This is a genomic window from Rugosimonospora africana, assembly GCF_016862975.1.
Taxonomy (GTDB): Bacteria; Actinomycetota; Actinomycetes; order Mycobacteriales; family Micromonosporaceae; genus Rugosimonospora; species Rugosimonospora africana.
Genome location: NZ_BONZ01000038.1, coordinates 47,672 through 61,317, shown reverse-complemented (window position 1 = coordinate 61,317; position 13,646 = coordinate 47,672). Strand labels below are relative to the sequence as shown.

The 13,646-nt window shown below is 70.5% G+C and carries 12 protein-coding genes; 7 read left to right on the top strand and 5 right to left on the bottom strand.

The window, feature by feature from the left end; all coding sequences use genetic code 11:
• The first annotated feature begins 177 nt into the window (after nt 1–177).
• From Raf01_RS19735 to Raf01_RS19715, 5 genes are all read left to right on the top strand, one after another.
• Nucleotides 178–993, top strand: a complete 816-nt coding sequence (locus Raf01_RS19735) for a DeoR/GlpR family DNA-binding transcription regulator (RefSeq protein ID WP_203919412.1) — start codon at nt 178–180, stop codon at nt 991–993.
• A gap of 244 nt (nt 994–1,237) precedes the next feature.
• Nucleotides 1,238–2,224: a carbohydrate ABC transporter permease gene (locus Raf01_RS19730; RefSeq protein ID WP_203919411.1), complete on the top strand. Its 987-nt coding sequence runs from the start codon at nt 1,238–1,240 to the stop codon at nt 2,222–2,224.
• The gene (locus Raf01_RS19725) at nt 2,221–3,081 is read left to right on the top strand and encodes a carbohydrate ABC transporter permease (protein ID WP_203919410.1); all 861 of its coding nucleotides are present in this window, start codon (nt 2,221–2,223) and stop codon (nt 3,079–3,081) included. The genes Raf01_RS19730 and Raf01_RS19725 overlap by 4 nt, the downstream gene beginning before the upstream one ends.
• 85 nt (nt 3,082–3,166) lie before the next feature.
• Nucleotides 3,167–4,516 carry an ABC transporter substrate-binding protein gene (locus tag Raf01_RS19720; protein ID WP_203919409.1) on the top strand — a complete coding sequence of 450 codons (1,350 nt, stop codon included), beginning with the start codon at nt 3,167–3,169 and terminating at the stop codon, nt 4,514–4,516.
• Between the two features lie 40 nt (nt 4,517–4,556).
• Nucleotides 4,557–5,261: a glycerophosphodiester phosphodiesterase gene (locus tag Raf01_RS19715; RefSeq protein ID WP_203919408.1), complete on the top strand. Its 705-nt coding sequence runs from the start codon at nt 4,557–4,559 to the stop codon at nt 5,259–5,261.
• A gap of 71 nt (nt 5,262–5,332) precedes the next feature.
• Here the strand turns inward: Raf01_RS19715 and Raf01_RS19710 are convergent, their stop codons facing one another.
• On the bottom strand, nt 5,333–6,118 hold the full coding sequence (locus tag Raf01_RS19710) for a hypothetical protein (protein ID WP_203919407.1): 786 nt from the start codon (nt 6,116–6,118) through the stop codon (nt 5,333–5,335).
• 317 nt (nt 6,119–6,435) lie between these two features.
• On the opposite strand from Raf01_RS19710, the gene Raf01_RS19705 reads away from it, so the two are divergent.
• A complete protein-coding gene (locus tag Raf01_RS19705) occupies nt 6,436–7,020 on the top strand; it encodes a TetR/AcrR family transcriptional regulator (RefSeq protein ID WP_203919406.1) in 585 nt (194 codons plus the stop codon).
• 55 nt (nt 7,021–7,075) lie between these two features.
• Here Raf01_RS19705 and Raf01_RS19700 read toward each other — a convergent pair whose 3' ends face one another.
• Complete coding sequence (locus tag Raf01_RS19700) at nt 7,076–8,287, bottom strand: LCP family protein (protein WP_203919405.1); 1,212 nt, start codon at nt 8,285–8,287, stop codon at nt 7,076–7,078.
• A complete protein-coding gene (locus Raf01_RS19695; RefSeq protein ID WP_203919404.1) occupies nt 8,284–8,817 on the bottom strand; it encodes a SigE family RNA polymerase sigma factor in 534 nt (177 codons plus the stop codon). Before Raf01_RS19695 ends, Raf01_RS19700 begins: the two co-directional genes overlap by 4 nt.
• Before the next feature lie 289 nt (nt 8,818–9,106).
• Here Raf01_RS19695 and Raf01_RS19690 point away from each other — a divergent pair, with 289 nt between their 5' ends.
• Nucleotides 9,107–11,824: a fibronectin type III domain-containing protein gene (locus tag Raf01_RS19690; protein ID WP_203919403.1), complete on the top strand. Its 2,718-nt coding sequence runs from the start codon at nt 9,107–9,109 to the stop codon at nt 11,822–11,824.
• 51 nt (nt 11,825–11,875) lie between these two features.
• Here the strand turns inward: Raf01_RS19690 and Raf01_RS19685 are convergent, their stop codons facing one another.
• Together Raf01_RS19685 and Raf01_RS19680 are read right to left on the bottom strand one after the other, a co-directional pair.
• Nucleotides 11,876–12,757 carry an ABC transporter permease gene (locus Raf01_RS19685; protein ID WP_203919402.1) on the bottom strand — a complete coding sequence of 294 codons (882 nt, stop codon included), beginning with the start codon at nt 12,755–12,757 and terminating at the stop codon, nt 11,876–11,878.
• Entirely contained in the window at nt 12,754–13,641 is an 888-nt protein-coding gene (locus Raf01_RS19680; protein ID WP_203919401.1) for an ABC transporter ATP-binding protein, read from the bottom strand. The genes Raf01_RS19685 and Raf01_RS19680 overlap by 4 nt, the downstream gene beginning before the upstream one ends.
• Nucleotides 13,642–13,646: the final 5 nt, after the last annotated feature.

Sequence of the window (13,646 nt, the reverse complement as noted above, 5' to 3'; positions counted from 1 at the left end):
TGTGGATCATTGCCGTGTGACATCGTTGCATCATGTCACACGGATATAACATTGCCCAGCCGCCAATGCCGTAATCTGACGACCACGGAAAGGGTTCGAGGGCATTACCATGAACGTCGCCCGGAAGTCGGCCGAACCCTGCTTCGCCCGCCGCGCAACAGCAGGAGGACCGCACCGATGACCGTCAACCACGATTCTGTCGACGGCGCGGCAAGCCTCAGAGACCAGCGGGCCCGCCAGGAGCACATCCGTCATCACGTCGCGGCGCACGGCTCCGCGCGCATCCAGGATCTGGTCGAGACGTTCGGCGTGAGTTCCATGACAATCCACCGCGACCTCGATGTGCTGCAAAGTCAGGGCTGGCTGCGCAAGGTGCGCGGCGGTGCGACGGCCGAGCCGTCCGCGGTGTTCCACGGAGACTTCGGCCACCGCAGCAATGCCATGCGGCCGGCCAAACAGGCGATCGCGGCGGCCGCGGTGGAGTTGATCCGGCCGGGGCAGGCGGTGATCCTCGACGACAGCACGACGGCCCTGTCGCTGGCCGAGTTGCTGCCCGGCCGGTTGCCGGTGACCGTGGTGACCAACTTTCTGGCCACCATCAAGCTGCTCGCCGGAGCGCCCGGCATCGACCTGGTCGGTCTCGGCGGCGCCTACTACCCGGCCTACGACGCCTTCCTCGGCATGCGCACGCTGGAGGCGGTCCAGCCGATCCGGGCCGACCTGCTGTTCATGTCCACCACCGCGGTGACCGACGGCGTCTGCTACCACACCTCCACCGACACGATCCAGGTCAAGCGCGCGCTGATGGCAGCGGCCGCGGAGCGGATCCTGCTGGTCGACCACACCAAGTTCGCGCGTCGCGCGCTCAACGAGTTGTGTCCGCTGACCGCGTTCGACGCCGTCTTCGTCGACTCCGGCCTGGCGCCGGACGTGGTCGCGGACCTGACCGCGCAGGGTGTGACCGTCCGGGTGGTCGATACCGCAAGGGCGTAGTCCCCGCCGGTGGGGTCTCGAACTGCCGTGTCCCCGACGGTGGTTTCGCCGATGGTGGCGTCCCGGCGTTTTTCCGTTTGACCGGACCTTGCCGACCGGTGAACACGATGTTAACTTACCACCGATCACAACATCGGTCTGTTGTTTTTCACGCCGATATCTCATCTATCGGCCGGTGGCGGTGCCGCGTGAGGCATGCGCTCCGGGCCGGTTCTGGCGGCCGCGGTGAAGGGAGGCGAGGCGGATGGCTTCGCTCGATGCCGCGACGGCGAGGGGGACGACGAAGGGGACCCGGGGCGGCACCACGGTCGAGTCGACCCGGTCCGGCCGCGGCCGGGGAACCCCGGCGCGGCGCCGCCGGCGCTACCCGGAGTACCTGCTGTTCCTCGCGTTCATCGCACCGAACTTCCTGTTCGTCCTCGTCTTCGCGTACTGGCCGGTCATCTACAACGGCTACCTCAGCCTGACCGACTGGAACATGCTCGCGCCGACCAAGGACCTCGTCGGCCTCGCGAACTACCGAGACCTGTTCACCGACCCGGACTTTCTCGCGACGCTGCGGCAGACGGTGGTGTTCGTGGTGGGCGTGGTGGTCGGCAGCATGGTGCTCGGACTGGCGACCGCGTTGCTGCTCAACCAGCGCCTCGTCGGGCGCCGGTTCGTGCGCACGATGGCGTTCGCTCCGCACGTGCTGTCCGGCGCGGCCATAGGTACCCTCTGGCTGTTCATCTTCGATCCCAACTACGGCCTGATCCGGCCGTTGCTGGCTCCGCTGGGGCTGACCTCGCCGCCCTGGATGACCAGCTCCCGCTGGGCGCTGCCCGGCCTGATCATCGTGTACCTGTGGAAGAGCACCGGGTTCATCGCGATCGTCTACCTCGCCGGGCTGCAGAACCTGCCCAGGGACCTGTACGAGTCGGCCGCGCTGGACGGCGCCGGCAGTTGGCGGCTGTTCCGCAAGATCACCCTTCCGTTGCTGTCCCCGGTCACGTTCTTCCTGTTCCTCACCACCATCATCAGCGCCTTCCAGGCGTTCGATGTGATCGCGCTGATGACCGAGGGCGGGCCCGGCACCTCGACGACGACGCTGAGCTGGTTCATCTACCAGCGGGCATTCGTCGCCTCGGACGCCGGTCACGCCGCCGCGGCGGCAATGATCATGTTCGTGCTTCTGGTGGCCATGACGGCCCTGCAGGCGCGCTTCCTCGAGCGGAGGGTGCACTACCGATGACCGTGCGAACCCCGACCGCCCGGCCGCGCCGGGCCGGCTGGCCGAAGTCCCGGCTGCCGATGTACCTGGTGCTGATCGTGGTGGGACTGGTCTTCGTCGGCCCGCTGTACTGGCTGGCCGCGTCGGCGCTCAAGCCCACAGTGGACATCTACCGGTACCCGCCGATCTGGGTCCCGTTCCACCTGCGCTGGGCGAACTTCAGCGACGCCTGGCACGCCGCACCCGTCGGCCGGTTCTTCGTCAACTCCGTACTGGTGTCGACGGTGGCCACGGCGGTGGAACTGGTCTTTGCCACGCTGTGCGCGTACGCGTTCGCGTTCCTTCGCTTCCCCGCCAAGCGGGTGCTGTTCCTGGTGCTGCTGGGCGCGATGATGGTGCCCGGCAACGTCACCCTGTTGCCCAACTACCTCACCATCTCCGACCTGGGGTGGGTCAACACCTATCAGGGTCTGATCGTGCCCGGGCTCGGATCGGTGTTCGGTACCTTCCTGCTGCGCCAGCACATGCTGACGCTGCCGGACGCGATCCTCGACGCCGCGCGGATGGACGGCGCCAGCCACCTGCGGACTCTGGTGAAGATCGTGCTTCCGGTGTCGCGTCCGATGGTGGTGACCGTCGGCATCGTCACGCTCGTCACCAAGTGGAACGACTTCATCTGGCCGCTGATCGTCACCAACTCCAACAACATGCGCACCGTGCCGGTCGGGCTGCTACTGCTCAAATCCCAGGAGGGATACAACAACTGGGGTGCCATCCTGGCCGGCGCCGTGCTGGCCGTGGTACCCGTGCTGGTGGTGTTCTTCTTCGCCCAGCGGCACCTCGTGGCCGGGTTGACCCAGGGGGCGACCAAGGGCTGACCCCGGCCACCCGCTCACCTTCCGATCTCACTGCTGTACCCGGCGCCCGACGTGGCGGCTGGGTCGTCCGCGAACGGAGATATTCATGGATACCTCGACTGTTGTCAGCCGCCGGTCGCTGCTTGGCGGAGCGGGTGCCGCGGCCCTGGCTCTGACCACCTTCGGCTGCTCCGGCAAGTCGGACTCCGGGTACGGCCAGGCGAAGGGCAACGTGCCGGACAAGTACGCCAAGCGCACCCGGGTCGTGCTCTGGTCGGCGTACTCGGGCACGCCGGGTACGACGTTGTCCGCCCTGGCACAGAAGTTCAACGACTCCCAGGACGAGGTCTACGTCGAGGTGCAGTTCCAGGGCACCTACGACCAGGCGTCGCAGAAGACCGCGGCGGCGGTCCAGGCCAAGCAGATCCCCGATCTGGTCACCTTCTCGGAGGTCACCTGGCACCGGTTCTACCTCAACGATCTGCTGGAGCCGCTGGACGGCTACTTCACCGGCGACTTCGCCAAGTCGGTGTACCAGCAGCAACTGCTCTCCGAGGGCGTGCTGAAAGGCAAGACCTGGTGGTTGCCGTTCGCCCGATCGACGCCGCTGTTCTATTACAACAAGACGCTGTTCGCGAAGGCCGGGTTGCCCGACCGTGGACCGGCCGACTGGGACGAGTGGTACGGCTGGAGCAAGCAGCTGAAGGGCCTCCAGGCCAGCGGCAAGCAGGTCAAGATGGAGTGCTACCAGAAGGTCGACGGGGACTGGCAGTTCCAGGGATCGGTCTGGCAGTGGGGCGGTTCATACTCTGACGGGCTCACGGTGACCATCAACAAGCCGGAGGCGGTCGCGGCCGCGGAGTGGCAGCGCAAGCTCATCTTCGACGACAAGATGGCCTACATGGCCGACAGCCCGACCACCGACTTCTCCAACCAGTTGGTGGCCACCATGGTGACCTCCACCGGCAGCCTCAGCACGGCGGTCGCGGCCGCGAAGAAGGGCGGCTGGGAGGTGGGTACCGCGTTCGTGCCGGCCAAGGCGCGGCAGGTGGTACCGACCGGGGGCGGCGGGCTGTCCATCATGCGGTACGCCACGAGCAAGCGGAAGAAGGCGGCGTTCGCCTTCATCAAGTTCCTCGCCGACCCGGCCAACGCCGCGTACTGGTGTGTGAAGACCGGCTACATGCCGGCGGTGGGCGAGGCGGTCAACGACCCGCAGCTGGCCACACTGCTCAAAGCCAACCCGAACTACAACGTCGCCGTCCAGCAACTGGCGAAGGTGCGCAAGGAGGACGAGGTGCGGCTCATGGTGCCGAACAGCAACGTGATGATCTACACCGGGCTGCAGAAGATCTGGTCCGACAACGCCCCGGTACAGGGCGTCTTCGACGATGTGGCGAGCCAGCTGACGAAGGCGACCGGACAGGTCAAGGCGCAGATCGAGAAGCACGTCTGACGGCCGCCGAGACGGAACCCGGGTCAAGGAGCGAACGCCGGTGAGTATTCCCCGCATCATCGCCCATCGCGGCTCGATGGCGACCGAGCCGGAAAACACCCTGCGGTCCTTTCTGCGGGCCGAGGCGGACGACGCCGACGAGATCGAACTCGATCTGCGGCTGTCCGCCGACGGTGAGGTCGTCGTCATCCACGACGGCACGGTCGATCGCACCACCGACGGCAGCGGACGGGTCGACGCGATGAGCCTCGCCGAACTGCGCGGCCTGGACGCCGGCCTGGGCGAGCGCATCCCGACCATCCGCGAGGTGCTGACCACCGTGCGGCTGCCGATCCAGGCCGAGGTCAAGGACGCCGCGGCGCTCGAACCGTTCGCCCGGATCGTCGCCGAACTCGGCGTCGCCGAGCGGATCGTGCTGTCCGCCGCCTCGGCCGACACGCTGCGCGTCGCGGCCCGCGTGGTGCCGGAGCTCCCGCGGGCGCTCATCCTCGGCAAGACTCCGGACGACCTGGTCGCCCAGGCCGGTGCCGTCGGCGCGGCCTGGCTCGCGCCGGGGATCACCCGGTTGACGCCGGATCACGTGGCGGAGTGCGCCGCGGCCGGGATCTCGGTGGACGCTTGGCCGGCCAACAGCGAGGAGCAGCTGCGGCAGTGCATGGCCCTGGGCGTCCAGGCGGTCACCGCGGACGACCCGGCCGCGGTCAGGCGCTGGGCGGCCGGGATCGCGCGGCTCACGCCGGCTTAGCGCTCAGCGTGTTCGGTGGGCCTGTGCTCGCCGCGCCCGACAGGACGCAACGGCGGCGGCCACGGAATCGGTCAGCGGCCAGCGGCGGGTGCGTCCGCCGGGCGAGCGGCCTCCGGTACGGCGGCCGCGGCCGGCTTCCGGGCGGACCGGCGCAACCGCCGCCGGACGATCCGGGATGCGGCCGTCCACCAGTTCGAGGCGTTCAGCGGTGCCAGGCACAGCATCACGTCCCCGCTGGCGTAGCCCGCGTTGCGGGCCGCGAAGAAGCCGACGTCCGGATCGGCGGCGAGGTGATGCGGGATCAGCGCGATGTCGGGCCGCAGCCGCCGGTCGAGGTTGCGACCCACACCGGCGGCCGGGTCGTACCGGTCGTCCAGCAGGCGCGCGCCGAGCACCGCCAACAGACCGGCCTCCAGTTCCGGCGGCTGGCTGCCGTACCGCGGCCAGAAGTACCGGAAGTTGCGCGTCAGGCTCAGGTAGCTGCGCCAGCTGAACGTCGTGAAGGCCACGTACACCGGGCGCAGCGGGTGCCGGGCCTTGGCCCGCAGGAAATACCGGAACCCGATCCGCTGCACGTACCCCTGGCCTCGGGTCTCGTCGGTGAAGGCCGCGTTCCCGGCGTGGATCACGGTGACCGTCCGGCCGGCGTGGACGAGGTCGAACGTTTCGACCGCTCCGATGCCCACCAGCCGGCCGTCGTCGCCGCGGAGCTGCACCAGATCCCGCTTCGACCGGATGCTGGCGACGAAGGCGCCCTCGAAGTAGCGGGAGCCGAACTCGCCGATCTCGCTCCAGTCGTCCCCGCCGAGATCGGCGACGCGACGGATGGCGACCCGGGCGGGGGATGAGGCGGGCATGGCGGGACTCTAGCCACCGCCCGCTCGCCCGGCTGGCATCTACCCGACACCGGGCACACGCGCGTGTGCGCACACACGGCACTACCCGTGTGTGCGCACACACTGATTGGTGGTTTGGTCGCCGGTGACCAGCACCCGTCGTTGACCAGCACCGGTCACCGCGAGCCAGCCGGGAGGGTGGTGTCGACGTCCCCCGTGGCCGTCGCGCCACACCTGGTGTCCGTTGCCGGAGCGCCAGGTCCCGATGTTAGGGAACGACCCCTAACATCGGGCTACTATAGGCCCGGCGTTGGTGCCGTGGAAGAGGTCTGAACCATATGCGACGTGCCGGTACCGAAACTCGCGAGCACGTGCTCCGGGTGGCCCACGAGCTGTTCTACTGGCAGGGCATCCGGGCCACCGGGGTCGACCGGGTGGCTGCCGAGGCCGGAGTCGCGCCCACCACTCTGTACCGGCTGTTCGCGTCCAAGGACGACCTGATCGCCGCGTACATCGACCGTTCCAAGGGGTACTACCAGTCCTGGTTCGACGAGTCGGCGCGGGCCGGTGGCGACGTGCCGCGCGACCAGATCCTGGCGATCTTCGACGCCATCGCCGACCAGGTGGGTCCGGAGCAGTGCCGGGGTTGCCCGTTCCTGATGGCCCTGGCCGAATTCCCGGACGCGAACCACCCGGCGCACCGGACGTCGGTGGAGCAGAAGACCTGGCTGCGGCAACGGTTCGGGGAACTGGTGGCCGACCACGCCCGCACCGTGCCGGTCGCCGACCCGGAACAGCTCGCGGACTACCTGGCGCTCGTCATGGAGGGCGTGTACGCCTCGGTGCAGGCGCTGGGCGACGGCGGGCCGGCCCGTAGCGCCCGCGCCCTCGTGGAGCGGCTGCTCGCCACGGCCGCGACCTGAGAACGCACGCCGCGACGGGTGACGGGCGCGCGGAGCTCCCGTCACCCGCGACGGCTCACCGGGTGGACACCACCCAGTCGGGGTGGGCCGTGACGAACTGACCCACGCTGTCGTCGCGTACCGCGCCCAACAGTTGCTGACTGGTGCCGTCCAGTTGCTCCACGTAGCCGACGCCCGGCACCTCGAGAGGGTGGTACTGGCCACGGTTCATCGCGATTCCGACCAGGCTGTCGGTGGACAGGCCACGCACGCTGAACAGCCAGTCCGTCAGGGACGCGCCGCCGCCTTCGAAGGTCACCGTCTTGGAGACCGTGGTCAGCAGGCCGGCGAGCCGCTGCGGGTTGGTGAGAATTCCGCTGCCGGCCACCTTGCGGTACAGGGCGACGAGGAGCTGTTCCTGGTGGCGCTGGCGGCCGTAGTCGCCGTCGCCATTGGCCAGCAGTACCCGCTGCCGGACATAGTCCATCGCCTGGATGCCGTTGAAGTGATGATTGCCGACCTCGTAGATGAGCGCCCGTACCCCGGGTACCGGGTCGACCGCGCCACCGGCGCTGGTCTTGAGCGGTGCCACCTGCCGTCCGGCTGCGTCGTAGCCGATATCGGCGGACACGGTCCGCTCGTCGACGTACATGTCGACGCCACCGACGGCGTTGACGATCTGTTGGAGCGCGAGCGGATCGGTGAACGAGGCGGCGTCGACGGTGATGCCGGACAGTTCGGTGACGGTCCTGGCGAGCAGGTCGAGTCCGTGCTGCCGGGCGGCCGTCCCGCTCAGGCCCCGCGCGCCGTACCGGTAGGCCGCGCCGATCTTGTCCTGCCCGCCCGGGTACCGGCTGGCGCCGTTGTCGTACGCGGGGATCCGCGCGTAGGCGTCGCGGGGTATCGGGACCAGGTACGCGCTGCGGTGATCGGCGGCCAGGTGCAGGATGATGATCGAGTCGGCCGAGCCCCGATCGTTCGTGCCGTCCGGGCCCTCTCCGGCCAGCAGGATGTTCTTCGCGCCGTCCAGCGCCGCGTGCGACGGCGCGGCGGTGGCGGAGGTACCGGCGATGCGGGGTGCGTGGTGCGCCACCGGACGTAGCGTCACCAACCCCGCCGACACGCCGGCCAGCGCGACGACGGCGGCACCGGTCGTGCCGGCTACGCGGATGCGCCGACGCCGGGCGATCCGGCGGTGCAGCACCGCGCCGCGATCCGGCGGCGCCGTGGGGGCCCGGTCGGTGAGGTCCCTCAGGAAGCCACGGAACCGGTCCTCAAAGTCTGTCATCGGGTCAACTCCTCCGATTGTGGACGCAGGTCGGAAATCTCGCGCAGCTTGGCCAGCGCCCGGCTGGCCTGGCCCTTGACGGTGCCGACCGCGATGCCCAGGGCCTGCGCGGTCTGCGCCTCGGTCAGGTCTTCGAGGTACCGCAGCACCAGGATGGCCCGCTGCCGGCGAGGCAACCGGCGCAGCGCCTGCCACACCGCGTCCCGTTCCGCTTGTTGCGTGGCCAGATCGGGCGAGTACGCGCCGGCCAGGTCCGCGCCGGCGGGCGACCGGCGCGAGTCGGGATCGTCCCAGGGGATCTCCGCGGTGCGGCGTCGTCGTCGCGACGAGATGTGGGTGGTGACGATGATCCGGCGAACGTACGCCTCCGGGTCGCCGCACACCCGCGACCAGGCGAACCACGCTTTGATCAGCGCGGACTGGAGAAGATCCTCGGCGGTTCCCCAGTCGCTGGTCATCAGGTAGGCGACGCGCAGGAGGCGGGGCGAACGCTCCGCGACGAAACGGTCGTACTCCGGCCGGTCGGTCACGCGGCCCTCCTCAGGTAGGTCACGCCAGGTATATACGCACCCACCGCTGCCGATGGTTGCCCGGGAACGGCAGCCTGTCCGGAAAGGACGGAGCGGATCGACGCGGTGCCCTTTCGACGGCTGCCCTTCCGGACTGCAACGAACCTGCACACGCAATTCCTTGACCGGTATCGGGCGCTGCTGCCACGGTGGTTCCGGAATGCGCTTTCCACCGACCGCGGCCGGCGTGGCCACGACCGCACGCCGGACTCTTTCCGCCGGTGCGTCCGGCCGCACTCTGGGAGATGCCGTGCCCGTTGCCCGACTCCTCGCGTGGTCGCCCGCGCTCCGCCGGCTGACCGCCCCGGTTCCGGTCCTGCTCGCCCCGGTGCTGGTGCTGGCGCTGACCGCTGGCCCGGCGGCCGCCTCCGGGGCACCCGGCCACGGCACCCGGCCGGCCGCCCCGACCGGGGTACGGGTGCCCGCCCTCGCGTACGACGAGAGCAGCGTGACCCTGGTCTGGGAGAAGCCCCGCGACCACGCCGGAATCGTGGACTACCGGGTGTACCTGAACGGGCGACGCCTCGGACTGGCCAGCGACGCGTCCACCTCGCCGGCCAAGCCGTACCTCGACCGGTTCTACGCCGATCCGGCCAACGCCGCCCAGGTGCGCGCGGTGATGGACACGTTCACCGCGACCGGCCTCGCGCCGCACACCCGGTACCGGTTCACCGTGCGGTCGGTCGACTCCGCCGGGCGCGAGTCGGCCGACAGCGCCCCGGTCACCCAGTCCACGACGCCGGCACCCCGGGTCTTCGACGTGACCGACTACGGCGCGGTCGGCGACGGTACGACCGTCGACACCGCCGCCATCCAGCGGGCCATCGACGCGTGCACGCCGGGCGGGAAGGTACTGATTCCGGCCGGGGTGTTCAAGTCCGGCGCCATCTGGCTGCACAGCGACATGACGCTGCAGGTGGCCGCCGGAGCCACCCTGCTGGGTTCGGACACCCCGGCCGACTACCCGTACAACTACCTGCTGTACGACTACTCGACCGACCCGCGCTTCTACTCCCTGATCAACGCGCACACCTACGACTACGGCAGCCTGCGCGACATCCGGGTGGTCGGGCCCGGCACGATCGACGGCAACGGCTGGAAGCAGGCCGGGCCCGACCCGGACGGCTTCCCGGTCGCGCTGCCCAGCAGTTCCAGCACCGTGGGGACGAACGGGATCCTGGCCAAGGCGCAGGTGGCCGCGGCCGCCGCCCTGGGCAGCGCGTCGACCTACGCCACCCGGTCCAACCTCATCACCATGCGCGGCGTCACGAATGTCTACTATGGAGGGTTCACGGCGGTGAACCCGGCGCAGCACACACTGGTGAACCTGCACAGCGACAACGTGACCGTCAACGGGGTGCGGCTGCTCACCGAGGGGGTGAACAACGCCGACGGCGTCGAGTTCACCCACGGCAATGGACTGACCGTCATCAACAACGTCTTCGACACCGGCGACGACGACATGAACTTCGCCGCCGGGCTGGGTGCCGCCGCACCGAACGATCCGCCCACCCGCAACGCGTGGATCGCCGACAACTACTTCCGCAAGGGTCACGGCGCGGTCGTGCTGGGCAGTCACACCGGCGCCTGGATCGAGGACATCGTGGCCGAGGACAACGTCATCGACGGCACCGATGTGGGGCTGCGGATGAAGACCGATCCGAACAACGGCGGCGGCGGGCGCGACGTGCTGTTCCGGGACAACGCGATCCGGTCGGTCACCGCGCAGGCGTTCATCTTCACGTCGGCCTACTCCGATCCGAATGCCGCGATCGTGGTGGAGCCTTCGGCCACCAAGGCGCAGTTCCGCGACGTCCGGGTCGAGCACGTGACCGTCGACGGTACCGGCAGCCAGTCGATCAGCGTGATCGGCGTACCCGACCGGTACCATCAGGGCCTGCACTTCACCGACGTGGAGTTCCTGCACGCCAACCCGGCGTCCATCGCGTACCTGCGGGACAGCACGTTCACCGGTGTGGTGTTCGACAACACGCCCAACCCGTGGGTCATCACGAACTCCACCGGCCTGACGTTCCGGGGCGGCAGCACCGCGACCCCGGTCAGCGTGGACGCCTCCGCCGGTCCGGCCTGGCCGCGCGGCGCCACGCTGACCGCCTCGGCGACCGCCACCACGGCCACCCTGAGCTGGCCGGCCGCGTCGGATGACACGGCGGTCGCCGGTTACCTGATCCGCTCCGGCTCCACGACCCTGGCCCAGGTACCCGGCGGCACGCGCTCGACCACGGTCACCGGCCTGTCCCCGGCGCTGCGCTACGACCTGACGGTACGGGCGGTGGACGCGACCGGAAACACCGCCGACGGTCCCACCGCCCGGGTCACCACCGGTGGAGCGCCGGATGCCGGGGCGCCGCAGGCACCGGCCGGCGCGGCGGTGACCCTGGTCCCGGGCGGGCTCGGGACCACCTGGGCCCGGGTGAGCTGGCCGGCGGCCACCGACACGTACGGCGTCGACCACTACGCCGTCGCGGTCGACGGCCGGCCGGCGACCACCGCGCCGGGCACCGCGACCGGAGTCACGGTCACCCGGTTGCGACCCGGGACGCCATACACCGTCACGGTCGCGGCGGTGGACGCCAGCGGCAACACCACGAGCTACCCGGCCGGTCTCACGGTCACCACGAATCCGCCGTACGACACCGGGATCCCGGCCTGGGCGCCCGGCGACCGGTTGCGGGCGCGACGCACCGGATCGACCAGTGTCGCGCTGGCCTGGCCGACGGCGCACGACGCCCGGGGCGTCGCCGGATACCGGGTGTATCTGGACGGCCGGCCGGTGCCGACCGGCGCGGTGTTCACCCCGGTCAGTACGGCGAGCACGGTCACCGGTACCGGCCTGGTCCTCACCGGGCTGGCGCCCGGCCGGCACACCGTCACGGTCCAGGCCGGCGACCCGTCCGGGCGGTGGACCGGCCGGGGCCTGTCCGTCACCCTGCCGCCGGCTCACTGAACCCACGCCGGCTCACGACTCCGTCGCCGGTTGACCGAGCCCGTCGTCGGCTCACTGGCTCCGCGGCCGGTCCGCCGACCCGCCGGCGGATCGATCGCCGGTGCGCCGGTCGGTCCGGCCGTGCGGCGGCCTGGTGGGTTCCCAGCGGAAGAACCGCACCGCGGCCAGCAACCCGACCGCGCCCCAGCCGGCCAGCACCAGCAGGCTCCGGCCGGGCAGCGGCGGCACCCCGGCGGAATGGCGCAGGGCGCCGGTGACGGCGTCCACCAGGGGCTGCGCCGGCAGGTACGACAGGAGCGTGGTGAGCCAGGCCGGCTCGACCGACAGCGATCCGAAGGCCCCGGACAGCAGGACGAGCGGATAGAACGTGACCGCGAGGACCGGGAACGCCGACTCGGCGGTCGGGATGAGCACGGTCACCGCGGTCGCCAGGGCGGCGAACGCCAACGCGCCGACCGCGATGACCGCCGCCAGCACCGGGACGGCCGCGACGTCGAGATGGGTGCCGGTCATGGCGACCCCGATCGCGATGACGACCGCCGCGGCGCCCTCGGCGAGCAGGACGGCGGCGACCATCTTGCCACAGAAGTACCCGACCGCCGGCAGGGGAGTGGTGCGCCAGCGGCGCAGGACGCCGTCCTGCCGCGCCGAGACCAGACTGCTGGCGTAGGTGACGTACGCGGTGCTGGTCAGCCCGAGTACGGCGAGCCCGGCGACCAGCGGCACGGTCCGCGCGGCCGCCCCGGCGCTGCCGCGATCGACCTGGCCGACCCGCAACGCCAGCAGGATCGCCGGCATGAGGATGCTGCCGAACATCGCCCGCGGGGTACGGGACAGCAGCCGCAACTGGTACCCGACCTGAGAGGCCAGCAACGACCACAGCCCCGGCATCCGGTGGCTGGACCCGTGGGTGGTGGCTACGGCGGCGGTCACGACGGGCTCCCGGTTGGTTCGGCGACGAGGGCGAGGTAGGCGTCCTCCAGGCTGGGTGATCCCACCTGCAGGCCGGTGAGGTCGATCCGGTTGTGCCGGGACCATCCCAGCAACGCCTCCAGGTCGGTGGTCAGGTCCGCGCTGGTGACGCGCAGCTCACCGGACTCGGGGTCGCGGTGGGCTGCCAGCGAGACCGGCAGGCCGTCGAGGGAGACGCCGGGTGGCAGCGGGAGCCGGATCGTCGGGGCCAGGTCGCGGGTACGCAGTTGTTCGGGTGCGGCGTCGGCGACGATCCGCCCGCCGACGAGCACGATCAGCCGCCCGGCGAGGTGCTGCGCCTCGTCCAGGTAGTGGGTGGTCAGCAGGACGGTGGTGCCCTGGTCGACGAGCCGGGTCACGACCTGCCAGAGCCCGCGCCGCGCCTCGGGATCCAGCCCGGTGGTCGGCTCGTCGAGAAACAACAGTTCCGGGCGGCCGATGACGCCGACGGCGAGGTCGGCCCGGCGGCGCTGGCCGCCGGAGAGCGCGCCGATCCGGGTGTGCGCGTCGTCGGTCAGGTCGATCAGGTCCAGCACCTCGGCGACCGGCAGCGGCCGGGGGTAGTGGCGGGCGAACAGCCGCAGCGCCTCGGCGACGGTGAGCTGCAGGTCGATCCCGTTGGACTGGGCCACGACACCGATCCGCGACCGCCACTCCCGCCGGCCGTGCCGGGGGTCGGCGCCGAGTACCCGGACCGTGCCGCTGGTCGGCCGGGCGAGGCCGGCCAGGATGTCCATGACAGTGGTCTTGCCGGCGCCGTTGGGGCCGAGCAGCGCGGTCACCGTCCCCGGCTCGATCGTGAAGTCGACCGAGTCCAGCGCGGGAAACGCGCCGAACCGCTTCACGAGGC

Bases quoted from the DNA above. Each gene is read 5' to 3' on its own strand.
- Raf01_RS19735 (WP_203919412.1), top strand. From the start codon at position 178: ATGACCGTCAACCACGATTCTGTCGACGGCGCGGCAAGCCTCAGAGAC.
- Raf01_RS19730 (WP_203919411.1), top strand. From the start codon at position 1,238: ATGGCTTCGCTCGATGCCGCGACGGCGAGGGGGACGACGAAGGGGACC.
- Raf01_RS19725 (WP_203919410.1), top strand. From the start codon at position 2,221: ATGACCGTGCGAACCCCGACCGCCCGGCCGCGCCGGGCCGGCTGGCCG.
- Raf01_RS19720 (WP_203919409.1), top strand. From the start codon at position 3,167: ATGGATACCTCGACTGTTGTCAGCCGCCGGTCGCTGCTTGGCGGAGCG.
- Raf01_RS19710 (WP_203919407.1), bottom strand. From the start codon at position 6,118: ATGCCCGCCTCATCCCCCGCCCGGGTCGCCATCCGTCGCGTCGCCGAT.
- Raf01_RS19705 (WP_203919406.1), top strand. From the start codon at position 6,436: ATGCGACGTGCCGGTACCGAAACTCGCGAGCACGTGCTCCGGGTGGCC.
- Raf01_RS19700 (WP_203919405.1), bottom strand. From the start codon at position 8,287: ATGACAGACTTTGAGGACCGGTTCCGTGGCTTCCTGAGGGACCTCACC.